The sequence below is a fragment of the Sphingobium sp. genome, assembly GCF_036170395.1.
Classification (GTDB): Bacteria; Pseudomonadota; Alphaproteobacteria; order Sphingomonadales; family Sphingomonadaceae; genus Sphingobium.
On record NZ_JAVHPD010000028.1, the window covers coordinates 1 to 24,444 of the forward strand.

General features: G+C 66.0%; 27 protein-coding genes, 1 tRNA gene and 1 pseudogene. 10 read left to right on the forward strand and 19 right to left on the reverse strand.

Annotated features, from left to right (window positions below; all coding sequences use genetic code 11):
* Both V2B31_RS08385 and V2B31_RS08390 read left to right on the forward strand, forming a co-directional pair.
* A pseudogene (locus V2B31_RS08385) lies at positions 1–1,953 on the forward strand (DNA-directed RNA polymerase subunit beta'); the annotation flags it as partial.
* Positions 1,954–2,176: 223 nt separating this feature from the next.
* A tRNA-Gln gene (locus V2B31_RS08390) sits at positions 2,177–2,250 on the forward strand.
* A 111-nt stretch (positions 2,251–2,361) separates the two neighbouring features.
* On the opposite strand, the gene V2B31_RS08395 is transcribed toward V2B31_RS08390, so the two are convergent.
* From V2B31_RS08395 to V2B31_RS08435, 9 genes are all read right to left on the reverse strand, one after another.
* Entirely contained in the window at positions 2,362–2,706 is a 345-nt protein-coding gene (locus tag V2B31_RS08395; RefSeq protein WP_328277360.1) for a hypothetical protein, read from the reverse strand.
* A 90-nt stretch (positions 2,707–2,796) separates the two neighbouring features.
* Positions 2,797–3,804, reverse strand: coding sequence for a serine O-acetyltransferase EpsC (epsC, locus tag V2B31_RS08400; RefSeq protein WP_443021910.1), 1,008 nt, complete (start codon positions 3,802–3,804; stop codon positions 2,797–2,799).
* A 91-nt stretch (positions 3,805–3,895) separates the two neighbouring features.
* Positions 3,896–5,224 carry an ATP-binding protein gene (locus V2B31_RS08405; RefSeq protein WP_328277362.1) on the reverse strand — a complete coding sequence of 443 codons (1,329 nt, stop codon included), beginning with the start codon at positions 5,222–5,224 and terminating at the stop codon, positions 3,896–3,898.
* Positions 5,221–5,931: a response regulator transcription factor gene (locus V2B31_RS08410; RefSeq protein ID WP_328277364.1), complete on the reverse strand. Its 711-nt coding sequence runs from the start codon at positions 5,929–5,931 to the stop codon at positions 5,221–5,223. The genes V2B31_RS08405 and V2B31_RS08410 overlap by 4 nt, the downstream gene beginning before the upstream one ends.
* A 135-nt stretch (positions 5,932–6,066) precedes the next feature.
* A complete protein-coding gene (locus V2B31_RS08415; RefSeq protein WP_328277366.1) occupies positions 6,067–6,912 on the reverse strand; it encodes a TorF family putative porin in 846 nt (281 codons plus the stop codon).
* Between the two features lie 243 nt (positions 6,913–7,155).
* Complete coding sequence (locus V2B31_RS08420) at positions 7,156–8,652, reverse strand: SulP family inorganic anion transporter (protein ID WP_328277368.1); 1,497 nt, start codon at positions 8,650–8,652, stop codon at positions 7,156–7,158.
* Positions 8,653–8,655: 3 nt separating this feature from the next.
* Complete coding sequence (locus tag V2B31_RS08425; protein ID WP_328277370.1) at positions 8,656–9,354, reverse strand: carbonic anhydrase; 699 nt, start codon at positions 9,352–9,354, stop codon at positions 8,656–8,658.
* Positions 9,355–9,481: 127 nt separating this feature from the next.
* Positions 9,482–10,189, reverse strand: a complete 708-nt coding sequence (locus V2B31_RS08430; RefSeq protein WP_328277372.1) for a response regulator transcription factor — start codon at positions 10,187–10,189, stop codon at positions 9,482–9,484.
* A 175-nt stretch (positions 10,190–10,364) separates the two neighbouring features.
* Entirely contained in the window at positions 10,365–10,883 is a 519-nt protein-coding gene (locus tag V2B31_RS08435; RefSeq protein ID WP_328277411.1) for a hypothetical protein, read from the reverse strand.
* A 202-nt stretch (positions 10,884–11,085) separates the two neighbouring features.
* Between V2B31_RS08435 and V2B31_RS08440 the strand changes: the two genes are divergently transcribed.
* The 3 genes from V2B31_RS08440 to V2B31_RS08450 are packed head-to-tail and all read left to right on the forward strand — an operon-like array spanning position 11,086 to position 12,625.
* Positions 11,086–12,054, forward strand: coding sequence for a magnesium and cobalt transport protein CorA (locus V2B31_RS08440; RefSeq protein WP_328277374.1), 969 nt, complete (start codon positions 11,086–11,088; stop codon positions 12,052–12,054).
* A 44-nt stretch (positions 12,055–12,098) separates the two neighbouring features.
* Positions 12,099–12,353: a type II toxin-antitoxin system ParD family antitoxin gene (locus tag V2B31_RS08445; RefSeq protein ID WP_328277376.1), complete on the forward strand. Its 255-nt coding sequence runs from the start codon at positions 12,099–12,101 to the stop codon at positions 12,351–12,353.
* Positions 12,350–12,625, forward strand: a complete 276-nt coding sequence (locus V2B31_RS08450; protein WP_328277378.1) for a type II toxin-antitoxin system RelE/ParE family toxin — start codon at positions 12,350–12,352, stop codon at positions 12,623–12,625. Before V2B31_RS08445 ends, V2B31_RS08450 begins: the two co-directional genes overlap by 4 nt.
* Before the next feature lie 25 nt (positions 12,626–12,650).
* On the opposite strand, the gene V2B31_RS08455 is transcribed toward V2B31_RS08450, so the two are convergent.
* On the reverse strand, positions 12,651–13,121 hold the full coding sequence (locus V2B31_RS08455; RefSeq protein ID WP_328277380.1) for a tryptophan-rich sensory protein: 471 nt from the start codon (positions 13,119–13,121) through the stop codon (positions 12,651–12,653).
* Positions 13,122–13,212: 91 nt separating this feature from the next.
* Between V2B31_RS08455 and V2B31_RS08460 the strand changes: the two genes are divergently transcribed.
* Positions 13,213–13,830, forward strand: a complete 618-nt coding sequence (locus V2B31_RS08460; RefSeq protein ID WP_328277382.1) for a TetR/AcrR family transcriptional regulator — start codon at positions 13,213–13,215, stop codon at positions 13,828–13,830.
* A 57-nt stretch (positions 13,831–13,887) separates the two neighbouring features.
* Here the strand turns inward: V2B31_RS08460 and sdhA are convergent, their stop codons facing one another.
* From sdhA to sdhC, 3 genes are read right to left on the reverse strand one after another with little or no spacing between them, the layout of a single operon-like run.
* Positions 13,888–15,690 carry a succinate dehydrogenase flavoprotein subunit gene (gene sdhA, locus V2B31_RS08465; protein WP_328277384.1) on the reverse strand — a complete coding sequence of 601 codons (1,803 nt, stop codon included), beginning with the start codon at positions 15,688–15,690 and terminating at the stop codon, positions 13,888–13,890.
* Complete coding sequence (sdhD, locus tag V2B31_RS08470) at positions 15,690–16,079, reverse strand: succinate dehydrogenase, hydrophobic membrane anchor protein (protein ID WP_328277386.1); 390 nt, start codon at positions 16,077–16,079, stop codon at positions 15,690–15,692. The genes sdhA and sdhD overlap by 1 nt, the downstream gene beginning before the upstream one ends.
* Positions 16,079–16,474: a succinate dehydrogenase, cytochrome b556 subunit gene (gene sdhC / locus V2B31_RS08475; RefSeq protein WP_328277388.1), complete on the reverse strand. Its 396-nt coding sequence runs from the start codon at positions 16,472–16,474 to the stop codon at positions 16,079–16,081. Before sdhC ends, sdhD begins: the two co-directional genes overlap by 1 nt.
* Before the next feature lie 206 nt (positions 16,475–16,680).
* On the opposite strand from sdhC, the gene V2B31_RS08480 reads away from it, so the two are divergent.
* The 3 genes from V2B31_RS08480 (at position 16,681) to V2B31_RS08490 (ending at position 19,904) form a co-directional block, all read left to right on the forward strand.
* Entirely contained in the window at positions 16,681–18,012 is a 1,332-nt protein-coding gene (locus V2B31_RS08480) for a methyl-accepting chemotaxis protein (RefSeq protein ID WP_328277390.1), read from the forward strand.
* 163 nt (positions 18,013–18,175) lie between these two features.
* On the forward strand, positions 18,176–19,171 hold the full coding sequence (locus tag V2B31_RS08485) for a 50S ribosomal protein L11 methyltransferase (RefSeq protein ID WP_328277392.1): 996 nt from the start codon (positions 18,176–18,178) through the stop codon (positions 19,169–19,171).
* Positions 19,172–19,187: 16 nt separating this feature from the next.
* Positions 19,188–19,904, forward strand: a complete 717-nt coding sequence (locus V2B31_RS08490) for a dienelactone hydrolase family protein (RefSeq protein WP_328277395.1) — start codon at positions 19,188–19,190, stop codon at positions 19,902–19,904.
* Positions 19,905–20,052: 148 nt separating this feature from the next.
* On the opposite strand, the gene ruvC is transcribed toward V2B31_RS08490, so the two are convergent.
* The 5 genes from ruvC to V2B31_RS08515 form a co-directional block, all read right to left on the reverse strand.
* Complete coding sequence (gene ruvC / locus V2B31_RS08495; protein ID WP_328277397.1) at positions 20,053–20,544, reverse strand: crossover junction endodeoxyribonuclease RuvC; 492 nt, start codon at positions 20,542–20,544, stop codon at positions 20,053–20,055.
* A gap of 181 nt (positions 20,545–20,725) precedes the next feature.
* Positions 20,726–21,469, reverse strand: a complete 744-nt coding sequence (locus V2B31_RS08500) for a YebC/PmpR family DNA-binding transcriptional regulator (protein ID WP_328277399.1) — start codon at positions 21,467–21,469, stop codon at positions 20,726–20,728.
* A 71-nt stretch (positions 21,470–21,540) separates the two neighbouring features.
* A complete protein-coding gene (locus tag V2B31_RS08505) occupies positions 21,541–21,867 on the reverse strand; it encodes a heavy metal-binding domain-containing protein (RefSeq protein ID WP_328277401.1) in 327 nt (108 codons plus the stop codon).
* Between the two features lie 30 nt (positions 21,868–21,897).
* Positions 21,898–22,140, reverse strand: a complete 243-nt coding sequence (locus tag V2B31_RS08510) for a DUF2312 domain-containing protein (protein ID WP_328277403.1) — start codon at positions 22,138–22,140, stop codon at positions 21,898–21,900.
* Positions 22,141–22,180: 40 nt separating this feature from the next.
* Positions 22,181–22,480, reverse strand: a complete 300-nt coding sequence (locus V2B31_RS08515; RefSeq protein WP_328277405.1) for a DUF1244 domain-containing protein — start codon at positions 22,478–22,480, stop codon at positions 22,181–22,183.
* 114 nt (positions 22,481–22,594) lie between these two features.
* On the opposite strand from V2B31_RS08515, the gene pyk reads away from it, so the two are divergent.
* A complete protein-coding gene (gene pyk, locus V2B31_RS08520; RefSeq protein WP_328277407.1) occupies positions 22,595–24,061 on the forward strand; it encodes a pyruvate kinase in 1,467 nt (488 codons plus the stop codon).
* Positions 24,062–24,325: 264 nt separating this feature from the next.
* Here the strand turns inward: pyk and ykgO are convergent.
* A partial coding sequence (ykgO, locus tag V2B31_RS08525; protein WP_328277413.1) for a type B 50S ribosomal protein L36 occupies positions 24,326–24,444 on the reverse strand: 119 nt, incomplete at its 5' end.

Sequence of the window (24,444 nt, forward strand, 5' to 3'; positions counted from 1 at the left end):
CTGGCCGACACCGCGCTCAAGACGGCGAACTCGGGTTACCTGACCCGCCGTCTGGTCGACGTGTCGCAGGACTGCACGGTGGTCGAGGAGGATTGCGGCACCGACAAGGCGCTGGAGATGAAGGCGATCGTGCAGGGCGGTTCGACCATCGCCTCGCTCGGCGAACGCATTCTGGGCCGCACCACGGCGCAGGACATCGTCGACAGCAAGGACGGCAGCGTGATGATCCCGATCGGCACCCTGCTGGACGAAGCCATGATCGCGCAGATCGAGGCGATCGGCACGCAGGCGGTGAAGATCCGCTCGCCCCTCATCTGCGAGAGCAAGATGGGCGTGTGCGCCAAGTGCTACGGGCGTGACCTCGCTCGCGGCACCCCGGTCAACATCGGCGAAGCGGTCGGCGTCATCGCGGCGCAGTCCATCGGCGAGCCGGGCACGCAGCTCACCATGCGGACCTTCCACATCGGCGGCGCGGCGAACTTCAACGAAACGTCGAACCTCGAATCCGTGGCGGATGGCACGATCGAACTGCGCGACATGCCGACCATCACCGACAAGCAGGGCCGTCGCCTGAGCCTCGCCCGTAACGGCGAGATCGCGATCATCGACAATGAAGGTCGCGAGCGGGCTACGCACCGCCTGCCCTATGGCGCGACCATCCTGTTCGCCGATGGCGACAAGGTGGCGCAGGGCGACCGGATCGCCGAATGGGATCCGTTCACCATGCCGGTCATCACCGAAAAGCCGGGCGTCGTGAAATATCAGGATCTGATCGACGGCAAGACGCTGACCGAGCAGACCGACGAAGCGACCGGCATCGCCCAGCGCGTGGTCACGGAATTCCGTGGCTCGGCCCGCACCAAGGAGGATCTGCGTCCGCGCCTGACCCTGCTGGACGACCAGTCCGGCGAGGCCGCACGCTACATGCTGGCGGTGGGCGCGACCCTGTCGGTGGACGACGGCGCTCAGGTGCAGGCTGGCGACGTGCTGGCGCGTGTCAGCCGTGAAGCGGCCAAGACCCGCGACATCACCGGCGGTCTGCCGCGCGTCGCCGAGCTGTTCGAGGCGCGCAAGCCCAAGGACAATGCGATCATCGCGAAGGTCTCGGGCCGGGTGCAGTTCCTCAAGGACTATAAGGCGAAGCGCAAGATCGCCATCGTCCCCGAGGATGGCGGCGAGCCGGTCGAATATCTGATCCCCAAGAGCAAGGTGATCGACGTTCAGGAAGGCGACTATGTCAAGCGCGGCGACAATCTGATCGGCGGTTCGCCCGATCCGCATGACATTCTGGAAGTTCTGGGTATCGAGCCGCTGGCCGAATATCTGGTCGCGGAAATCCAGGAAGTCTATCGCTTGCAGGGCGTGAAGATCAACGACAAGCATATCGAGACGATCGTTCGTCAGATGCTGCAGAAGGTCGAGATCACCGTGTCCGGCGACACCACTTTGCTGGTGGGCGAGCAGGTCGATCGTGAGGAGATGGACGAGATCAACAGCAAGCTCCAGCCCGGCTTCCAGCCGGCCGAGGGCAAGCCGGTGCTGCTCGGCATCACCAAGGCGTCGCTCCAGACCCGCTCCTTCATCTCGGCGGCGTCCTTCCAGGAGACCACCCGCGTCCTCACCGAGGCGGCGGTCCAGGGCAAGAAGGACACGCTGGTCGGCCTCAAGGAAAACGTCATCGTCGGCCGCCTGATCCCGGCGGGCACCGGCGCTGGCATGAACCGGCTGCGCGTCGCGGCTTCGTCGCGCGATGCGGCGCTGCGGGCCGCGCTGCGGGCGACCAACGACGCGCACCGCATCGCTCCGCGCACGGCGGCCGAGGAACATGCCGCCGAACTGGCGCAGGGACCGGAAGCCGCGATCGGCGACGATCCGCTGGGCATCGCCGCGGGCGAGACCCACGGCACCGACGCGGACGCGGGCGACTACCTGCTCAAGAGCGACGAGGGCTGAGCCCTGATTTGAAACGGCGGGAGCCATCGCCTATATAAGCTATGGCTCCCATGCCCGCCGCGCCTCGACAGGGCGGCGATAAGGCCCGCCGGAAGCGCCCAGCGCCCCGGCGGGTTTCTTTTTGCCCGGCGCGCGGGGCATTGTTTACGGCGCAAAAACCCCTTGACCACCCGCCTGCCCCCGCCTATCTGCGCCCCTCTAGCGACCATATGGCCGCCGATGATGCCCGATCCTCTAATGGTAAGAGAGCGGACTCTGACTCCGTCAATCAAGGTTCGAATCCTTGTCGGGCATCCACAATTTCGCACCACGCGCTCCACTATCGGCGCTTTGGCGCTTCATTCGCTCAGACAATGTTCGATCCGGCACGCCGGCTGTTGCGCTTGGACAGTGCCGATCAGCATGGCATCAAGTAATTTCTATTAACCACTCAATCGACTGATCGCCGGTCTCGATGGACTGCGTCAGCAATGCCTCGTCACTGTAGATGACCACCCAGTCGGGCAGTTCGGCTTTCACGGCGCGTGCAATGGCATAGCCCTCGGCGACGAAGCCCCGCAGATCGAATGCAGGGTCAGGGGACTTCAGGGGGTTCTGGGTGTCATGCCAGCGTTGCCAGTCCTGAATGCGCTGCCACAGAGGATCGCTGACCCGAAAGCCATCCATGCTGCTATTCGGAACCGACGGTGCATTCCACACCCCATCGGCGCAGAAGTCGCACATGATGCGAACAGCTTTAACTTTGTCTGCCATTATTTCTCCAGTGCATAACAAGGGGCCGGGCACCTCGCCCGTCCCATCTGCTCTGGATTGCCGTCATTATGAGCAGGTTTGCCCGCCCCGTCAAATATTCTCCCCCACTCCGTCCGTGCTCTCCAGCAGCGCATGGACGCGATGGGGGGCGGAGACTTCGACGCGGCTGGTGACCTCATATTGGGCCTTGGCCTGGCGCACATTGCTGTCGGCGGGGACGCTGTCGGTCAGCCAGACATTGCCGCCGATGACCGACCGGCTGCCGACGATGATGCGGCCGAGGATCGTCGCGCCGGCGTAGATGACAACATCATCTTCGATGATCGGGTGGCGCGGGATCGCCTTTTCAAGGCCGCCCTTCTCGTCGGCGGGGAAGCTGCGCGCGCCGAGAGTCACGCCCTGGTAGAGGCGCACCCGGTCGCCGACGATCGCGGTCTCGCCGATCACGACGCCGGTGCCATGGTCGATGAAGAAGCTGTGACCGATCCGCGCGCCGGGGTGGATGTCGATGCCGGTGGCGCTGTGCGCGATTTCCGACATGATCCGCGCGACCAAAGGCGCGCCCAGCTGGTAGAGCCGATGCGCCAGGCGATGGTGGATGATCGCCAGCATCGAGGGGTAGCAGATCAGCACCTCGTCTACGCTGCGCGCGGCGGGATCGCCCAGGAAAGCGGCATCGACATCGGTGTCGAGCAATTCGCGCAAAGCAGGCAGGCTCTGGGCGAAGCCGCCGATGATGCGCGCCGCCTCCCGGTCCAGCACGGTGGCCGGCTCGTTCTTCAACGCATAGATCAGCTCCAGCCTGATCTGCCCGTAAAGGCGGCTGAGCACGGTCTGGAGCGTTTCGGCGACGAAGGCGTCCTCATTATGGAGACGCACGAAGCTGGGACCAAGCCGCAGCGGGAAAAGCGCGCCGCAGAGCGCCTGCATGATCTTCGTGAGGTTCGCGCGCGAGGGGAAGCCCTCCGCGCCATATTCGGCGTGATGGCGCTGCGCCTGCCGCCAGCGGCTGCGCGCCGCGCCCAGATCGGCCACCAGCTGGTCCAGATCCCAATAGCCCTCGACGATGCGATCCCCGTCCGGTCCGTCCGCCATCATATCCGCCTCATGCACTTCGACACATGCCGGCATAGCTTGGCCGCGCGGGGGGCGATAAACGAGTTTTGCTTGGGGACGGACAGTTTCTCTTTTAGCCGCGCCCGGTTGAGCGCGGCGCGGCAAGGCAGATTTCGGCGCGCAGCCCGCCTTCGGGCCGGTTGGCGAGCAGGAAGGTGCCGCCCTCCGCCGCGACCGCCTTCTGCACGATGGCGAGGCCAAGGCCGAGGCCTCGGGTATTGCGCTGGCGCGCTTCGTCCAGCCGGGCGAAGGGGCGCAGCACTTCCTCCAGCCGGTCGCGCGGAATGCCCGGCCCGTCATCGTCGATGCGGATCAATATCTCCCCGTCCTTGCGCTCCAGCGACACGCGCGCGCGATGACCATAGTGCAGCGCATTTTCGATGAGGTTGCGCACCGCGCGGCGCAGCGACAGGGCGCGCACGGTCATTTCCAGATGATCGGGGCCGTCATAGGTCACGTCATGGCCGTGATCCTGAAAGGCGTCGACCACCGTCGCGATGCTGACCGCGACGTCGCTGCGCACCGGCGATTCGGGCTCCCTGTCGCCGCCGAAATAGGCGAGCAGCGATTCGAGCATCTCGCCCATTTCGTCGAGGTCGTCGCTCATCGCCTCGCGCAGGTCAGGGTCGGCGACGCTCTCGACCCGCAGCTGCATCCGCGCGAGCGGGGTGCGCAGGTCATGGCCGACCGCCGCGAGCGTTTCGGTCCGTTCGTCGATCAGGCGATGGATGCGCGCCTGCATCGCGTTGAACGCGGTGATGAGGTTGCGCACGTCGCTGGTGCCGGCTTCGGGCACCATCACCTCCACCCCCCGCCCGATCCGGTGGGTGGCGTGGGTGAGATCGCGCAGCGGCGCGAGCGTGCGGCGGATCAGCAGCCAGCCGGCGATCAGCAGCGCCAGCATCGGGATCAGCGCCAGCCCCATGCGGCCGATGGTGAAGGCCCATTTGCCGCCCGAATGGTGCATCCCGAAATAGAGCCAGCTGCCATCGGGCAGACGCAGCCCGCCATTAATCTCCGAATGGCGGCCAGGGGTCAGGCGGAGCCAGAGGCTCGCTTTCTCAAGGCTGGGTTCCCAGTCGATGATCTGTCGGCGCATCCGCTCCAGTCCGGGCGAAAGCGGCGGCGGCGGGGGCGCGGCGGGAGACCAGTGGACATCGTAGCGGTCGGTCGTGAGCTGGAAGCTGAGCGCCGGCCGTTCGCGGCTGGGATTTTCGGACAGCAGCTTGCGCGCGATGACCAGATGCTCGGCGAGCCGCCGCGCCTCGTCGTCCTGGAGCGAAAGCTGGCTTGCCCGCTCGTAGATCAGCGTACCGACGGCGAACTCCAGCGTCACGGTCGCCAACAGGATCGCGAACAGCCGGCCGAGCAGTCCGATCGATCCCCGCAGGCGCCACCTCAAGCGCGGCTGACCTCTGCGTTGAACATATAGCCGACGCCCCGGACGGTGGTGATCGGCGCCGGCCGATCCGCGCTCGACAGCTTGCGGCGCAGGCGGCTCACCAGCACGTCGATGCTGCGGTCGCTGCTGTCGCCCATGCGGGTGCGCGAGAGTTCGATCAGCCGTTCGCGAGCGATGACCCGCTGCGGATGGCTGAGGAAGGAACCGAGCAGGTCGAACTCGGCACCCGTCAGGTCAACGATCGCGCCGGTCGGGGAACGCAGCTCGCGACGCCGGAAATTGACCGACCAGCCGTCGAAATGCGCTTCGCTCTCGCGGTGATCGTCGGGGCCGCGCTCGACGCCCACGCGGCGGAGAATGGCGCGGATGCGCGCGATCAGTTCGCGGGTGCCGAAGGGCTTGGGCAGATAATCGTCCGCACCCAGTTCCAAACCGACGATACGGTCGGTCTCGCTGCCCTTGGCGCTGATGAAGATGATGGGAACGTCGCTCTTGCGGCGAATCTGGCGACAGAGATCGATGCCGTTGGTGCCCGGCAGCATCACGTCCAGCACGACGAGATCGACCGGCCCCGCATCGAACGCCACCCACATTTCCGGGCCGGACGAGGCCGGGCGGACGAGGTAGCCATGTTCCTGAAGCGCGCGGGCGGTGAGCGTGCGGAGCGGCGGATCGTCTTCGACGAGGATGATCGACGGCGCGGTCATGGCATCGGGATAGGGGCGGCCCCGATCCGGGTCAACTGTCCGCGAGGGCGTAGGGCTGCCGATCGTTCCGGCAGCAATATATTGTAACAGGCGATCGCCCGCCGGCCCTGATGAGGGGGCCGGCGGGCGTGCCGATCAGAAGGCGGCGGTCAGCGAGAAGACGACCGTGCCACGCGCGATGGACTTGCCGAAGTCCTTGCTGTCGTTGACCATGAAGTTCGGCCGCAGATATTCCTCCTCGACCCGCGCAATGTCGGTGTCGATATAGGCGACGCTGGCGGTCAGCGGCGTGCCGGGGATGGCGACGTCCGCGCCCACCAGCCAGTCGAGATATTTGCCGGTCGGCGCGACCGACGTGCCGTTCGGGCCAAGGCCGCTATTGCCGTTCGACCAGCCCAGATGCGCCTTCAGCGAAACAGGGGTGTCCGGGATCGAACCGCTGATGTCGGCCCACAGGTAGAGATTGTCTTCCTTGTCGCCCGGATCGAACACGGTGCAGGCCGCGTCGCTGCACCATTTGCCCAGCGCTTCCTGCTTGGGGGCGTAGGCGACGCCGACCAACCCCTTGACCGGGCCGAACTGGTGCGAGAGCTTGATATAGGGTTCGGCGAAATCGGTTTCGTCCGCGCCCGACGGATACATATACCAGGTCAGGCCGACATCGACCGTCGTGCCTTCGCCCAGCGACGCCGAATAGCCGGCGATCAGGTCGAGTTCCATGTTCGCGCCGCCAAAACGACCCCAGCCGCCGAGGTTCGAGCCCCAGGTGCCGACATAGAAGCCGCTTTCATGCGTGGCGGTGATGCCGCCCTGAATAGCCATGCCACGGTCGCTCTGCGACACGCCGCGGAAGCGATAGTCGGTCGTCAGGCCGACGCTGCCGGTCACGGTGACGGGGCTGGCGGGTTCTTCCTGCGCGAAAGCCGGGACACTCGACATCAGCGCGAGAGCGGCACAGGCGATTTTGTAATTCATGAACATTCCCCTTTACGAAAGAATGTTCCGTCCTGCTTCCACCGGCCCGAAAGTCTGTTGCGCTTTCAGTTTGCGGCGGACGCGCTCTGAATATGCTGATCGGAGAGAAACTCAAATTAAAAAATGCCGCATCTGCGAAATGGCGCTTGCCGCTGTTGCGAAGTTGCAACAACCGCTGCCGAGCGCAAAAGTGCCGCCGCGCCGGGGGGACGGGCGCGGCGGCACGAACGACGCCTGGGAGGTGGGAGGTCAGGCGACGATCTGGCGCATCCTTCCGGTCGCGCCGAACAGTTCGACAGGCGCCCCTGCCCCGCGCCGACGATCGACCCACTCGCGCAGCATCTCGGCGCAGGTATGGTCGATATGGCGCAGCCGCTCGACATTCAGGATGACGAGGCCGGCCGCGGGCAGCGATTCGAGCTTGGCGGACAGCTTGGGCAGGTTGAAGAAGGTCGCCGTGCCGCGCAGCGCGACCTCATGCGCCTCGCCCCGGCTTTCTTCTTCGACCTTGAGGCCCAACGTCCGGGCATGGGGCAGCAGTTCCAGTAGCGACAGGCCGATGCCCACCAGCACGCCGGTCAAAAGGTCGGTCGCCACCACGCAGATCAGGGTCGCCGCCCATACGAGCGCCGGCAGCGGCCCGTAGAGGTGAAAGAGATGCTTCACATGCGCGAGGCTGACCAGGCGGACGCCGGTGATGACCAGCACGCCGGCCAGCGCCGCCATCGGGATTTCGCGCAGCAGCCAGGGCAGCAGAGCGACGAAGCCCAGAATCCAGATGCCGTGAAGGATGGTCGACAGCCGGGTCTTGGCCCCAGCCTGCACGTTGGCCGAGGAGCGGACGATCACGCCCGTCATCGGCAGCGCGCCGGCAAAGCCGCAGAGCAGGTTGCCAACGCCCTGCGCGCTCAATTCCCTGTTGTAATTGGTGCGCACCCCGTCATGCATCCGGTCGACCGCAGCGGCCGACAGCAGCGTCTCGGCGCTGGCGATGAAGGCGATCGCGATCGCGGTAGTGATGATCGTGGGGTTCATCAGTTGTGCGAGCAGCCCGGCCTCGGGCGGCGTGATCGCGCCGATGATCGATTCGGGCACTACGACGCGCGCGACCGGCAGGTCGAACAGGAAAGCGGTGAGTGTCGCCAGCACCACGCCGACCAGAGCGCCCGGCATCAGCTTCATCGAGGCGGGACGGAACTTCTCCCACCCCAACATGCCGCCGATAGTGATGAGGCCGACCATGAAGGCGGTAGCGGCGTCCTGATTGGTCAGGCCGAAAATCTGGCCAGGCATCGCGATCAGATTGTGCAGGCCGCTCGACAGGGGCTTGTCATCGAACAGCACATGGAACTGGCCGACGACGATCAGCACGCCGATCCCCGCCAACATGCCATGGACGACGGCAGGGGAGATGGCGCGGAACCAGCCCCCTACCCGCGCCAGGCCTGCGATAACCTGGATCGCGCCGGCCAGGATCAGGATCGGCCCCAGAGCGGACATGCCCTGTTCGCGCACGATTTCAAAGACGATAACGGCAAGGCCGGCGGCCGGGCCGCTGACCTGAAGCGGGGAGCCCGCGAGCAGGCCGACGACGATACCGCCAATTATGCCGGTGATGAGGCCCTTTTCCGGCGGCACGCCGGAGGCCACGGCGATGCCCATGCACAGCGGCATCGCCACCAGAAACACGACGATGGATGCAGTCAGGTCGCGGCCGATCGTGCCGCCGGAAAGGGTCTTGAGCATGGCTTACTCCGCGGCCTGGGCGTAGGCAGGGGCAGCCGCCAGCCGGCGCGCGTGAGGCTGCGCGACGGGAAGCGGCTGGCCTTCGCGCAGCGGAACGAACTGGCCGGTCTCGCCGTCAAGGCCGAGCACCTGGCCCGCATGAATATCGACATACCAGCCGTGCAGGGCGATCTCGCCGCGCGCGATGCCCGACGCGACCGAAGGATGGGTGCGCAGATGGGCGAGCTGAACCACGACATTTTCGAGCGCCATGTTGCGCAGCTTTTCCGCGTCGCTAAGATCGGCGGGATAGCTGTCGCGGCACACCTTCTGCGCGGCGAGGCTGTGACGCAGCCAGGCGGCGACATTGGGCATGGCGGTCAAGTCGGCATCGGTGGCGAGCGCCTTCATTGCGCCGCAGTCGCTGTGACCGCACACGATGATGTCGCGCACGCCCAGCACCATGACCGCATATTCGACCGTCGCGGTGACGCCGCCAAGCTGGCTCGCATGGGGCGGGACGATATTGCCGGCGTTGCGGCAGACGAACAGGTCGCCGGGCTGCGCCTGCATGATATGTTCGGGGACGATGCGCGAGTCGGCGCAGGAAATCATCAGCGCCTTGGGGCTCTGGCCCTGGCTCGCCAGCTGGTTGTAAAGCGCGCTTTCGTTCGGAAAGACCTTGGTCTCGAAGCTGAAGACGCGACCGATTAGCTCGTTCATGGAGTCTATCCTTCTCATATCGCTTGGCCGATCGGGGGCGGATCGGCGGAATGTAAAGGATAGGGACGGGGTTTTGCTGCGTCGCAGCGGCTTTGTTAAATTATGTGTCTGACTAATGGGCGACCGCTCAGCGGCGCTCGGGCGCGACGCTGAACATATAGCCCGCGCCCCGCACAGTGACGATCGGCGCCGGCCGTCCTTCGCTGAGCTTGCGGCGGAGGCGGCTGACCAGCACGTCGATGCTCCGATCGGACGACGGCGTTTCGCGCACCCCGGCCAGCTCCATCAGCCGGGCGCGGGCGATGATGGTCTGCGGATGATCGAGGAAAACGCCGAGCAGCGCGAATTCCGCGCCGGTCAGGTCCACGCGCGCACCCGACGGCGCGGTGACTTCGCGGCGCGCGAAATCGACCAGCCAGCCGTCGAACAGCACCTGATTATGCCGGCGCGTGCCAGCCGCCCGCTCGCCCCGCGCCCGGCGCAACACCGCGCGCAGCCGGGCGGCGAGTTCCCGCCCCGAATAGGGCTTCGCCATATAATCATCCGCGCCCAGTTCCAGGCCCACGACGCGATCGACCTCCGAACTGTCCGCGCCGACCAGGATGATGGGGATGTCGCTCTTTTCCCGGACGTCGCGGCACAGATCGAGCCCGTCCGGCCCGCGCAGCGCCGCGTCGAGCACCAGTGCGCCGACCGGCGTGCTTGCCAGCGCGTGGAACACGTCATGCGCCGATGCGGCCGGCACGGCGCGAAACCCGCTTTTTTCCAGATAGTCGCGCACGTCGCGACGCAGATGCTGCTGCGTCTCCGCGACCAGGATCAGCGGCGGCGTCATCGCGCGCGCCCGGCGGAGCGGACGAGGGACGCAGTAGTGGCGCTCTGCGGCATGGGCCTCCTATCCTCCAGCGGTCGCGCCCGCGCGGCGTGCGCGACCAGTGTCGGCATTAGGCGGTGTCCTTGTCTCCTGCATGGGCAGGCCGTGACAAAATATTGCTGCGCATTGCCGGCGGCTATTCGGCGGCGACCAGTTCGCGCATGGCCGGTTCGGCGAGGCCGTCGATCACAGCGCCCAGCCAGAGCGCATCGGCAGCGGCGCGGTGGCGAACGAGACCGAGCCTGTCGGCGCGCGCGACGGCCGCGGCGATCCGCGCCGAATCGGCCCCGCGCTCGTCGAACAGCGTGGCGACATGATCGATGCGGAAGGGCGCTGTCCTGCCCGCCGCCCGCGCCAGGCAGTCGAGCCAATATTGGTCGATCGGGCTATCGGCGATGATGCGGGCGTCACCCGCCGCGGCGGCCAGTTCCGCCATCACCGTTTCCGCCGGCAAACCCTCGGCCGTCACCCGCGCTCGGGACAGGCCGTGCAGCGCCTGCGCCTCTTCGGTCCAGTCCCAGTCCGCCCAGCTTTCGTGCGGGCGGATGAGCCAGCTTCGCGCGGAGCCTCCAGCGGCGATGGCGACCTCGATGGGGAAGGAGCGGCCGTGGCGCGGCAGGCACGACGCTTCGAAATCGATGGTGCGGATGGTCAAGGGCACGGCTCCGGTCCTGCATACGGAAAGCCCCTCCGCTCCTCCGCCTGCGTCGATGCCCCCTCTGCGCCCCAACTATGTCAGCGCGAAGTCAGGCGCCAGCCCTATGAGGATAAATCATGCGGAGCGACCCAGGGCTGCGCCGGGACGCTGACGAAGCAGTCCGCTTCTGCTAGGCGGCAGCAACAGCAGGGAAACATGCATGACTGTCATCGCCGCCTATCTCTATCGCCATGGCCAGCGCATCCGCCCGGTCGCCATCGACGAACGGATCGATTGCCCGGAGGACAAATCCGAATTCATCTGGATCGGCGTCGCCGACCCCAGCCTGGAGGAGATGCAGACGCTCCAGCGCACCTATGGCCTGCACCCGCTGGCGGTGGAGGACGCGATCAACGCCAACCAGCTACCCAAGGTCGATATCTATGGCGACCAGCTGTTCGTCGTCGCCCGCACCGCCCATGTCGAGGATGGCGCGATCTGCTATGGCGAAACCGCGCTCTTCATCGGCCACAGCCATCTCATCAGCGTGCGCCACGGATCGGCGCGCGCGCATCTGATGCTGCGAGCGGACCTGGAGGCTGTGCCGCAGCGCCTCGCCCAAGGGGTGGATTATGTCGCGCACGCCATCCTCGACTTCATCGTCGATGGCTATCTGCCGATCATCGAGGGCATCGAGGAGGAAGTGCTGGCGATGGAGCAGACGATGCTCGACCAGTTTCTCGGCCGCGCGGAGATCAACCGCATCTTCAACCTGCGCCGCCAACTCATCCGCTTCCAGCGCATCCTGGTGCCGATGCAGGAAGTGGCGACCAAGTTCGTCAAGATCGACCTGCCCTGCGTCGATGTCGAAGCGCGGCCCTATTTCGCCGACGTGCGCGACCATGTGCGCCGGGTGCAGACGATGGTCGACGATCTGCGCGAAATTTTGAACAGCGTGTTCGAATCGTCCAACCTGCTGGAACAGCAGCGCACCGGCGACATCACCCGCCAGCTCGCCGCCTGGGCCGCGATCCTGGCGGTGCCGACCGCGATCGCCGGCATTTACGGCATGAATTTCGAGCATATGCCCGAACTCAAGAGCCGGTTCGGCTATCCGGTCGTGCTGGGCGTGATCGCGGCGATCTGCGCTATTCTCTATGCGCGGTTCAAGAAGCTCAAATGGCTGTGACGCTTGGCCTTGGAGCGGCTACCAATATTTGGTAAGGCCGTCCCATGAGCAAGACCACCTCCGTCGCCCTGGGCGATCATTTCCGCGAATATGCCGAACGCAAGGTGCGCGAGGGCCGCTACGGCTCCACCAGCGAAGTCATCCGCGCGGGGCTGCGCCTGCTGGAGGATGAGGAGCGGAGGCTGGAGGCGCTGCGGGCCGCACTGATCGAGGGCGAGGAGAGCGGCATCGCGACGGAGTTCGAATTGAATGCGTTCCTGGCCGAAATGCATATGCGCCATTTGCGAAAATCTGCGTGACAGTCGCGTTCACACCAGCGGCGCATCGCGATCTGGCTGACGTCTGGTTCTATACGTTCGATCATTGGAGCGCCGCACAGGCCGACGCCTATGTCGGCGCCATCCACTCGGCGCTGGCGATGGCGGCGGAAAATCCTTCGATGGGCCACCCGATCGACGAAGCGCGCACAGGTTATTGGCGAACAAGGCCGGTCGCCACATTTGCTACTTCAAACGCGAAGGAGACGCGATCACCGTCATGCGCGTCCTGCACGAGCGCATGGACGCGCTGAGGCATCTTTAGATCACCCTTCCCCGTCACATGAAGCGCAGCATGACGCACGTCACATAGCCGCCCCAGCAGGCCGTGGGCACGAACAGCCAGGGCGAGCGGCGGTCGCGCGCGTTGAGCAGGAAGATGGTGGCGAGCGTCAGCGCGACTGTCGCTACAGTGCCCCAGAAGGCGGCCGGCCCCATCAACAGGCCACCTGTGTAGAAGGGGAAGGCGAGGCAGAAGGCCGCCAGCGCCATCGGCGCCCAGCTGCGCGCGCCGCTGTCGCCCGACCGGCGGAGATAGACCCAGCGGGCGAGCCCCATCAGCGCGAGCAGCACGACCCAGATCGTGCCGATCGCCCAGTCGGGGGGCAGCATCGGCAGCCGTTGGTTCCGCGCCGGCTCCCCGGCCCAGCCGACCGCAAAGACGAAGCCGTTGAGCGCGAGCGTCAGCCCCACCGGCAGCGCCAGATTGGCGATCATCCCCCGCAGACCCGTATCGTTGAACCCGTTCATGCTATAGCTCCTTGTCCGATAAGGGGCATATTAACTATATCATTTGCTATATTTAATATGGCCGTTGGGACAGGAGGCAACGAGACAAAAGATGGCGCGGACGACCGGGGCGAAGGGCGCGCATCATGACGCCAGGCGTGCGGCGCTGCTGGAGAAGCTGCGCGCACGGCTGGCGGAAGGGGACGGCGCACTCCCCTCGATGCGCGAGTTGGCGGCGGCAGCGGGGGTAAGCGTGCCGACGATCACCCATTATTTCGGCCGGCGCGAGGGGGTGGTCGAAGCGGTGCTGGCGGCGACCCAAGCGGACGGCGCGCCGCATCTTGCGCGTGCGGCCGCGCCGCAGGGCGATTTCGCGGCGTCGATGGCGGCGCTGGCGGCGGACATCGTGGAGGGCCACCGGCAAGGGCTTGGCGACGTGCATGTCATCGGCCTACGTGAAGGGCTGCATCGGGAAGGCAGCGGCCCTGCCTATCTCGACCATATCCTCGAACCGACGCTGGCGGCGGTGGAGTCACGGCTGGCGGCGCATCAGGCCGCCGGAGACATGCGCGCGTGCGATGTGCGCACCGCCGCGCTGGCCTTCGTCGCGCCGCTGGTGCTGGCGGCGCTGCACCAGCAGGCGCTGGGCGGCGCGGCGATGCGGCCGCTCAATCTCGACGATTTCGCCCGGACCCATGCCGAGGCGTTCGTGCGGGGATGGGCGCCATGATGCAAAAAAGGGCGAGCCGTTCGGCCCGCCCCTCATTCGCCACAATGGCTTGGTGGCTCAATATACGCGCGCTTTCGGCTTGATATATTCCGCCTCGTCCGTGAGCGTATAATCATGCACCGGACGGTAATCGAGCTTCACGCCGCCGCCCGTGCCGCCCCAGCCGTCGAACCAGCTGACGGTGTGCTTCATCCAGTTTTCGTCGTCGCGGTTCGGGAAATCCTCATGCGCGTGGGCGCCACGGCTTTCCTTGCGGTTTTCCGCGCTGACCATCGTGCAGACCGCCTGGGACATAAGATTGTCCAGCTCCAGCGTCTCGATAAGGTCGGTGTTCCAGATCAGTGAGCGATCGGTGACGGCGACATCCTCCAGCCGCTTGTTGACCTGCTCCATCTTGGAAACGCCCTCGGCCAGCAGCGCGCTGTCGCGGAACACGGCGGCGTGCTTCTGCATCGTGTGCTGCATTTCGAGGCGGATCGCGGCCGTGGGCGAGCCGCCCTTGGCGTTGCGATATGTGTCGAGGCGGCTAAGCGCCAGATCGGCCGAATCCTTGGGCAGCGGCTTGTGGCTGCCATTGGGCTTCAGCGTCTCCTTGAGGTGCAGGCCGGTCGCGCGGCCGAACACGACAAGGTCGATCAGGCTGTTGGAGCCGAGGCGGTTCGCGCCATGGACCGACACGCAAGCCGCTTCGCCCACGGCGTAGAGGCCGGGCACCACGACTTCGGGATCGTCGCCGATCTTCGTCACCACCTGCCCATGATAGTTACAGGGGATGCCGCCCATATTATAATGGACCGTCGGCGTCACCGGCAGCGGCTGGCGGGTCAAATCGACGCCGGCGAAAATCTTGCCGCTTTCGGTGATGCCGGGCAGACGCTCGGCCAGCACCTTGGGATCGATATGGTCGAGGTGCAGGAAGATATGGTCCTTGTTCGGGCCAACGCCGCGCCCTTCGCGCATCTCCATCGCCATCGAGCGGGAAACGACGTCGCGCGACGCCAAATCCTTCGCCGACGGCGCGTAACGCTCCATGAAGCGCTCGCCCTCGGAGTTGGTGAGATAGCCGCCCTCGCCGCGCGCGCCCTCGGTGATGAGCACGCCCGCGCCGTAGATGCCGGTCGGGTGGAACTGCACGAACTCAAGGTCTTGCAGCGGCAGCCCCGCGCGCAGCACCATGCCGCCGCCGTCGCCGGTGCAGCTATGCGCCGAGGTGGCGGAGAAATAGGCGCGGCCATAGCCGCCCGTCGCCAGCACGACCGCATGGGCACGGAAGCGGTGGATGCTGCCATCCTCCATGCAGATGGCGACGACGCCCCGGCATTCCCCATTTTCCATGATGAGGTCGATGGCGAAATATTCGATGTAGAAGTCCGCGTCATATTTCAGCGACTGCTGATAGAGCGCGTGCAGCATGGCGTGGCCGGTACGGTCGGCCGCCGCGCAGGTGCGCTGCACCGGCGGGCCGGCGCCCATATTCTGCATATGGCCACCGAAGGGACGCTGGTAGATGGTCCCATTCTCGTTGCGGCTGAACGGCACGCCGGCATGTTCCAGCTCGATCACGGCGGCGGGCGCTTCGCGCACCATATATTCGATCGCGTCCTGATCGCCCAGCCAGTCGGACCCCTTGACGGTGTCGTACATGTGCCAGGTCCAGTGATCGGGCGAATTGTTGCCAAGGCTAGCGGCGATGCCGCCCTGCGCCGCAACTGTGTGGCTGCGGGTGGGGAACAGCTTGGTGATGCAGGCGGTCTTGAGGCCCGCTTCGGCGCTGCCCATGGTCGCGCGCAGGCCCGAACCGCCCGCGCCGACGACCACGGTGTCGTAGCTATGGTCGATGATCTTGTAGGCTTCGCTCATTATTCGACGACCCCCGTGAAGGCGATCTTGGCGATCGCGAAGATGCCCGCGGCCGCGCCGCCGATCGCGTAGAAGTTCAGCAGCAGGATGCAGAAGAAGTTGAGGCCCTTGTCGTGGACATAGTCCTCCAGCATCACCTGCATTCCCAGGCGCAGGTGCCAGAAGATGCTGACCAGCATCAGCATCAGCGGCACCGCGACCAGCGGGTTGGAAATCCAGCCGACGACGCTTTCATAGTCCAGGCCAGGCAGGCTGATGAGGCTGAACAGCAGCCACAGCACCAGCAGCAGGTTGCCGACGGCGGTGTAGCGCTGCGCCAGCCAATGATGCGCGCCGTGCCGCGCGGAGCCGAGACCGCGGACGCGGCCGATACCCGTACCGGTGCCCATCAGAACGCCTTTCCGAAGATATAGAGCCAGAAGAGGATGGTGATGAGCGCCGAAATGGCGAAGGTCGCCAGCGACCAGCTCTTGTTGGTCTTGAGCTCATAGCCCGCGCCGATGTCCAGCACGAAGTGGCGCAAACCCGACACCATATGCTGGAAGAAGAACCAGCTCAGCCCGATCATCACCAGATAGCCGATCGGCGACGTCGCGCATGTCACGAAGAACGCATAGGCGTCCGGCCCCATCGCCGCCGCCATCAGCCACCAGACGAGCCCGAGCGCGCCGACCGTCGCCAGGCCATTGCCGGTCACGCGATGCATGATGGAAACGGCCATGTGCGGCCCCCATTTCCAGATGGTCAAGTGCGGCGAGAGCGGCCGGCTTTTGGTGCGCGCCATATCTACCCAGATCCCTGATGCTTTATCCTCGAGTCTGGTCCCCTTAAGAGCGAAGCGCCAAGAGGGCAAGCGATGCAACGCTGGACGATCGGGCAGGTTGGCGGCTGGGGTGCGACGCGAATTGAGCGGTCAGGCATAAGGAGTGATTAACCAACGCGCGCTATCAGGGGCGGAGCAAAAAACATCACCAGCAGGGGCTGTCCTTCATGTCGTCCATTCCTCCTTCCTCCCACGGGACGTCGGACTATCTGGCGGGGATCGATCCAACCGGCGCGATCGCGAACGCGGCGGGAGAGATCGGCCAGTTGATCGGCGACGATCTGGAGAGCGTGGGCGCGACCTTCTATTCGGTCTATATGCGCGAAACCGGCCTGGATCAGCAGCTGAGCCCCCAGGTGATCGCCCGCATCCAGACCGAATCGACCGCCTATGCCCGCGAAAAGCTGCTGCATTTCAGCGCGGGCCGCTGGGCGCAATCGGCGGCCGATTGCGTGCGCCATGCACGCAAACATGATGTGCCGGTGCGCTCTGTGCTGAGCGCTGTGGCCGCTGCGAACGAACGCATTGCCGATCTCCTTTGGGAACGCTGCGCCGACGAGGCGACGAAGCGACGGCTGCTGCGCACGATGCAGACCATTGCGATGATCGATTCGGCCTTCATGACCAATGTCCTGTCGAGCGATCAGGCCGAAGCGCAGCGGGCCGAGCGGCAACGCTATGGCACATTGTTCGAGCAGCGCATCGTGGGCGAAATCGATGGGGCGTCGAAACTCGGCGAATCGCTGCGCGAGCAGGCCAAGGATGCGTCGGCCGCCACGCGCGGGATGCTGGGCAAGGCGTCCGAAGTCGCCGCCGCGGCCGAGCAGTCGGCGCTCGCCATGCGCGAAGCCGCCCGCACCTCGGCCGGCCTGATCCGCGCGATCGAGGACGCCCGCACCGAAGTGGAAAGCGCCGCCGAAGTGGCGCAGCGCGCCTCCGCCCAGTCGGGCGATGCGGTCGCCATGTCCTCCACTTTGTCTGATCATGCCAAGTCGATCGAATCGATCCTGGGCCTCATCCGCGACATCGCTGGGCAGACCAATTTGCTGGCGCTCAACGCTACGATCGAGGCGGCGCGCGCCGGTGACGCCGGACGCGGCTTCGCTGTCGTCGCGCAGGAAGTGAAGAGCCTCGCCAATCAGACCGCGCGGGCGACCGACGAGATCGCCGGCAAGATCGCCGACATCCAGGCGTCGACCCGCCTGTCGGTCGAAACCAACGAGCGCATCCGCGACACGGTGGGCGAAGTGAAGGCCAGCGCCGAACGCATCCGCCACGCGATGGACGCGCAGGCGCAGACCGTCACCATGATTACCGCCGCCGTGGACGAAACCGCGCTCGCCGCCGACTCCATGTCCACCACCATCTCGGCGATCCGCCAGGACACCGAAGTGGTCGCGTCGGAAATCGACCAGCTGGAGCGCGGCTTCATGAGCGTCGAAGGCAAGCTCGCCAGCCTGCGCAACGCCTCCTCCGATTTCGGCCGCCAGGTCGCCTGACGGCTTTCACCCGCGCGCTCGTCGCCCCGGACTTGATCCGGGGTCCCGCTTCTTCTTTAGGCACAAGGCAGCGAGACCCCGGCTCTTCGGCCGGGGTGACGAGTGGGGTGTGCCCCTTCGCCTGACGCTTCCCCTGCCCGCCGCCCTGCTCTAAGGCGGCGGGATGACCGATGCCGCGCCGCCAGCCGTCCAGAGCTGGAAAGTCACCCTGCCCTGCACCCGCGCCGAGGCCGAGGCGATCGACGGGGACATCGCCGCCTTCGCGCTGATGGACCATCCGCCGGTGCTGATGACCAGCGAGGCGGACGGGGATGCGGGATTGTGGCGGCTCGACGCCTATTTCGAGGGCAAGCCGGGGCCGGCCGCGATCAAGCTGCTGCGAACGCTGGTGCCGAGCGCGGCGGGGCTGAAGCCCGTGGTCGAGGCGCTGCCCGACGAGGATTGGGTGACGATGAGCCAGCAGGGGCTGGAGCCGGTGACTGCCGGCCGCTTCCATATCCGCAACATCGCCGCCGATCCCCAACTGCCGGGGCATGTCAACCTGCTGATCGAGGCGGGCCGCGCCTTCGGCACCGGGCAGCATGAGACGACAGCGGGCTGCCTCGCCATGCTCGACCGGATGCGGCGGGTGGGGATGCGCTTCCGCAACGTCGCGGATATCGGAACGGGCACCGGGCTGCTCGCCTTCGCCGCGCTCACTCTCTGGCCGCGCGCCTATGCCATCGCGTCCGACATCGATCCCGTTGCCGTGGAGATCAGCGCGGACAATGCGCGCGCCAATGGCGTCAGGCTGGGCGACGGGCCGGGGCGGTTGGCGCTGGTGACGGCGGCGGGGGGCAATCACCCGGCGCTGGTCGGCCGTGCGCCCTACGACCTGCTCATCGCCAACATCCTCGCCGGTCCGTTGATCGAACTCGCGCCCTCGCTCTGCGCGCTGGTGGAGGATGGTGGAACGATATTGCTCGCCGGGCTGCTGAACGAACAGGCCGACGCCGTGCTCGCCGCCTATCGCGCGGAAGGGATGCGCCTTGCCGAGCGCAGCGATCGGGGCGACTGGCCGACCCTGCGCCTGCGCAAGCGGCCCCGCATCGGCTGGAAGCGCCCAAGGCGGCTCAATCCGGCGGCGCGCGGCGAAGCGCCCGGCTTCGGCAGCATCTGACAAGAGGAGGCGGACTATGGCCATGACGCGGCGGACCATCCTGCATGATATCGACGGCGCGCCGTTCGAGAGCGTCGCCCTAGTGGACGAGGGCATGGCTCCCAGGCCGGGCATCCTGCTCTTTCCCAATGTGCTGGGTATCAAGGATGCCGACTTCGCCTATGGGGAACGGGTCGCGGCGCTCGGCTACAGCGTGCTCGTCGCCGACGTCTTCGGACGAGGCAACCGCGCTACGCGCGCCGATGCCGATCCGGCGCGCTTCATGAATGCGTTGAACGCCGACCGGGCGATGTTGCGCGCGCGGGTGAATGCAGCGCTCGACACGCTCAAGGCGCTGCCAGAGGTCGATCCGGCGCACACCGCCGCGATCGGCTTCTGCTTCGGCGGCAAATGCGTGCTCGATCTCGCCCGCTCGGGCGCGGACATAGCGGGCGGCGTCAGCTTCCACGGCGTCTATGACGCGCCGCCCTTCCCCCATGTGACGATCACCGCGAAGCTGCTGATCTGCCACGGCTGGAGCGATCCGCTCGCTCCGCCGGACGCCACCGTCGCGCTGGCACAGGAACTGACCGACGCAGGCTGCGACTGGCAGATCCACGCCTATGGCCATACCGGCCACGCCTTCACCGACCATGCCGTCAACATGCCCGACAAGGGCCTGGCCTATAATGCCGACGCCGACCGGCGCAGCTTCGGCGCGATGGCGGATTTCCTGGGCGAGCTTTTCGGATAGGCTCATCCACATCCTCCCCTGGAAGGGGAGGTGGCAGGGCGAAGCCCTGACGGAGGGGTGTCACGCTATCGATAGGGTGACACCCCTCCACCATTCGCTACGCGAACGGTCCCCCTCCCCCTAAGGGGGAGGATTGTCCCTTCGACATTCACCGCCTCGGTATCCGCCGCGCACTCGCCAGATGATGGGCGTGGGTGATCGCGACAGCAAGCGCGTCGGCGGCATCCGGCCCGGCGATCTTCGCGCCGGGCAGCAGCCGCTGGACCATTGCGTGGACCTGATCCTTCGACGCATTGCCGACGCCCACGACCGATTTCTTGACGAGCCGGGCGGCATATTCGCCGACCTCCATGCCCGATCGCGACGCCGCGAGCAGCACGACGCCGCGCGCCTGCCCCAGCTTCAGCGTCGATTGCGGATTGACGTTGACGAACACCTCCTCGACCGCCGCGCCATCGGGCTTATGCTCGAGGATGAGGTCGGTCAGCGCAAGATCGAGCGCCAGCAACCGCGTCGCCAGCGCCATCTCGGCATCGGTCTTGATCTGGCCGTTGTCGATATGCGTCAGCCGGTTGCCATCGGCGGCGATGACGCCCCAGCCGGTGGTGCCAAGGCCAGGATCGAGACCGAGGAGGATCATGCCGCCGATCCTCTCCCCTGGGGGGAGAGGATAGCAAGGCTTGTCGGCATGCCGACTAGCCGCGCTTGGTGAGGGGGGCGAGAGCCGCAGGCGTTGGACTGCCCCCTCCCCCAGCTTCGCCTAGGCGGCACAGCCGCCAAGGCTCCGCAACCCTCTCCCCCAAGGGGAGAGGGAAGGATCGTCAACCCAGTTTCTCCATGACCGCGTCGGACACTTCGTAGTTCCCCCACACGGTCTGGACGTCGTCGTCATCCTCCAGCGTGTCGACCAGCTTCATCAGCGTGCCGGCGTTGCTTTCATCGACCTCGACGGTGGTGGTCGGCTTCCAGGCGAGCTTGGCGCTGTCGGCCGCGCCGAGCTTGGCTTCCAGCGCCTTGGCGACTTCGTGGAGCGCGTCCATCGCGGTCCAGATCTCATGCTCCTCTTCGGTCGAGGAAACATCGTCCGCGCCCGCTTCCAGCGCCGCCTCGAACACCGCGTCAGCATCGCCCGCACTCGCGGGATAGGTGATGAGGCCGAGGCGCTCGAAGCCATGGCTCACCGCGCCCGACGCGCCCAGATTGCCGCCATTCTTGGAGAATGCGGTGCGCACGTTGGTCGCGGTGCGGTTGCGGTTGTCGGTCAGCGCTTCCACGATGATCGCGACACCGCCGGGGCCATAGCCCTCGTAGCGCACTTCCTCATAATTCTCCATGTCGCCGCCCGACGCCTTGTCGATCGCGCGCTGGATATTGTCCTTGGGCATGGACTGGGCCTTGGCGGCGTTGACCGCCAGGCGCAGGCGCGGGTTCATGTCCGGGTCGGGCATCCCCATCTTGGCCGCGACGGTGATTTCGCGGCTCAGCTTGGAGAACATCGAGGAGCGCTTCTTGTCCTGCGCGCCCTTTCGATGCATGATGTTCTTGAATTTGGAATGGCCGGCCACGGCCTTCTCCTGACATAATATGTGGAAACCGAAGCGCGCTCTCTAGCGAGCGCTTGCCGGTCCCGCAACGGTCAGTAGATAATAGCCGTCCCCGACGCCGACACCATCAGCATCGACCCATTGGCGCCCAGCACCTCATAGTCGAGATCGACGCCGACGACGGCATTGGCCCCCAGTGTCGCGGCACGCATCCGCATTTCGCCGATCGCCTGTTCGCGGGCGCGCTGGAGCACATCCTCATACGCGCCCGAGCGTCCGCCCACGATATCGCGCACGCTGGCGAAGAGATCGCGGAAGAGGTTCGCGCCCACGATCACCTCGCCGGTGACAATGCCCAGATATTCCTTCGCCGGCCGCCCTTCCAAACGGCTGGTGGTGCTGACGATGATCTCGGACATGGGCCCTCTCCTGATTGGGTAAGACCAACCTTATTCCATACCCAAAGCGGCAAGGTAAGTCTGAAGGATCGCCTCCATCTCCTGGCGGTCATGAGGCTGCATCTTCCGCAGACGAATGATCTGGCGCATGATCTTCACATCATACCCCGTCGCCTTGGCTTCCAGATAGACGTCCTTGATGTCGTCGCCGATGCCCTTCTTTTCTTCCTCCAGCCGCTCGATGCGCTCGATCAGAAGCCGCAGCTGGTCGGCGGCGACGTTGCCCTCGCTCATGTCCAAAATCTCCATATGTGAATCGGGTTGGCGGACGCCTCTAATGGCTGTCGGCGTTCTTCGCCACACTCTCCTTCATCCGGGCGATCTGCTCGGGCGTCGCCTCGCCCTGATGCTTGGCCTTCCATTCGGCAAAGGGCATCCCGTGGATGATCTCGCGCGCCTCGTCGCGGGTGAGGGCGCCGTCCGCCTCGGCGACCCAGTCAGCGAGGCAGTTGCGGCAAAAGCCCGCCGTGCCCATCAGGTCGATATTCTCGACATCGGTTCGATGCTGCAAATGCGCGACCAGACGGCGGAAGGCGGTTGCAGCCACCGCATCTGTGAGTATGGTGTCGGCCATCGGCGATCCTTTCGCTGAAATACATCATCCTGTCGTGCAGCACGGATAACCCATAACGACGCACTGGCAAGGCCATGAGCACGCCAGCGACGATCAAGACGGTCAGGAGCATGAATGTCGAAATTGCCGCCCCGCTCCCGCAAGGTCCGCATCCTTGCGACGCTCGGTCCCGCCAGCGACAGCGCGGAGATGATCCGGGCTTTGTTCGTCGCCGGCGCGGACGCCTTCCGCATCAACATGAGCCATGGCGCGCATGAGGATCATGCCAAGCGCATCGCCACCATCCGCGAGCTGGAAAAGGAATTTCATCGCCCCACGACGATCCTGGGCGACCTTCAGGGGCCGAAGCTGCGCGTCGGCACCTTCGAGAAGGGGCTGGCGATCCTGGAAACGGGCGCCAACTTCGTGCTCGACCGGGACGAAACCCCCGGCAATGCGCGGCGCGTCAACCTGCCCCACCCCGAAATCTACGCCGCTCTGGTGCCCGAGACCCGGCTGCTGCTCGATGACGGCAAGCTGGTGCTGCGCGTCAAGGCCGTGACCGACGACCGCATCGACACGATCGTCGAAGTCGGCGGCACGCTGTCCAACCGCAAGGGCGTCAACGTGCCCGACGTGGTGGTCCCCGTCCCGGCGCTCACCGACAAGGACCGGCGCGATTTGAGCTTTGCGATCAGCCAGGGCTGCGACTGGATCGCCTTGAGCTTCGTGCAGCGGCCCGAGGATCTGGCCGAGGCGCGCAAGCTGATGGGCGGCTATGGCGCGCTCATGGCGAAGATCGAGAAGCCATCCGCCGTGCAACGGCTGGAGGAAATCGTCGAATTGGCCGATGGCGTGATGGTCGCGCGCGGCGACCTCGGCGTCGAACTGCCGCCCCATGCGGTGCCGCCGCTCCAGAAGCAGATCGTCGCCACCGCGCGGCGCCTGGGGCGGCCGGTGGTGGTCGCGACCCAGATGCTCGAATCGATGATAAAATCCCCCTCCCCCACCCGCGCCGAAGTGTCGGACGTGGCGACGGCGGTCTATGACGGGGCGGATGCGATCATGCTGTCGGCGGAGACGGCGGCGGGCGACTGGCCGGTCGAGGCGGTCGCGATGATGGACGCCATTGCGCATAGCGTCGAGCGCGATCCCGGCTATTTTGGCCGGCTCCATTATACCGAGACCCGGCCCGACCCGACCACCGCCGACGCGCTCGCCGAAGCGGCGGGCGGCATCGTGTCGGTCACCGGGGCAAGCGCCATCACCTGCTTCACCTCGTCGGGCAGCACCGTGCGCCGCGTCGCGCGCGAGCGCCCCTCCGCGCCGATCCTGGCGCTGACCCCGCGCTCCGACACCGCCCGCAAGCTTGGCCTCACTTGGGGCGTCCATGCGGTGCGGACGAAGGATATCGGCACCTTCGAGGAGATGATCGGCAAGGCCCGCCGCATGGCGCTGCGCCACGCGATGGTCGAAAAGGGCGGCAAGATCGTGGTGCTGGCCGGCGTGCCGTTCGGAACGCCCGGCTCGACCAACGTGCTCCACGTCGCCGCGATCCGGGGCGACGAGCTCAAGGGCCGGGACGACAATCCGACCTTTTAGAGCATTGAGCGTCAAATCCGAACCACTGCCGTTCGGTTCGAGTAGCTTTCGAGCGAAGTCGAGAAAGCGTATCGAGAACGCTTGCCACGACCTTCTCGACGGACGGTTCTCGACGTCGCTCGAACCTGCTCGAAGCGAACGGATCAGATTAAAGGCGCGATGATCTAAGACAGCGCGCCGCAACGCGAAAAGCGCCCGATCATCGACCGGGCGCTCAGCGCTTCTTCAAGAAGACCGCCGCCGCGTCAGCAACAGCGCGCTGCTTCAGCCCTGGCGGGCCTTGAAGCGGCGGTTGGTCTTGTTGATGACATAGGTGCGGCCGCGACGGCGGATCACGCGGTTGTCCCGGTGGCGGCCCTTGAGCGACTTGAGCGAGTTGCGGA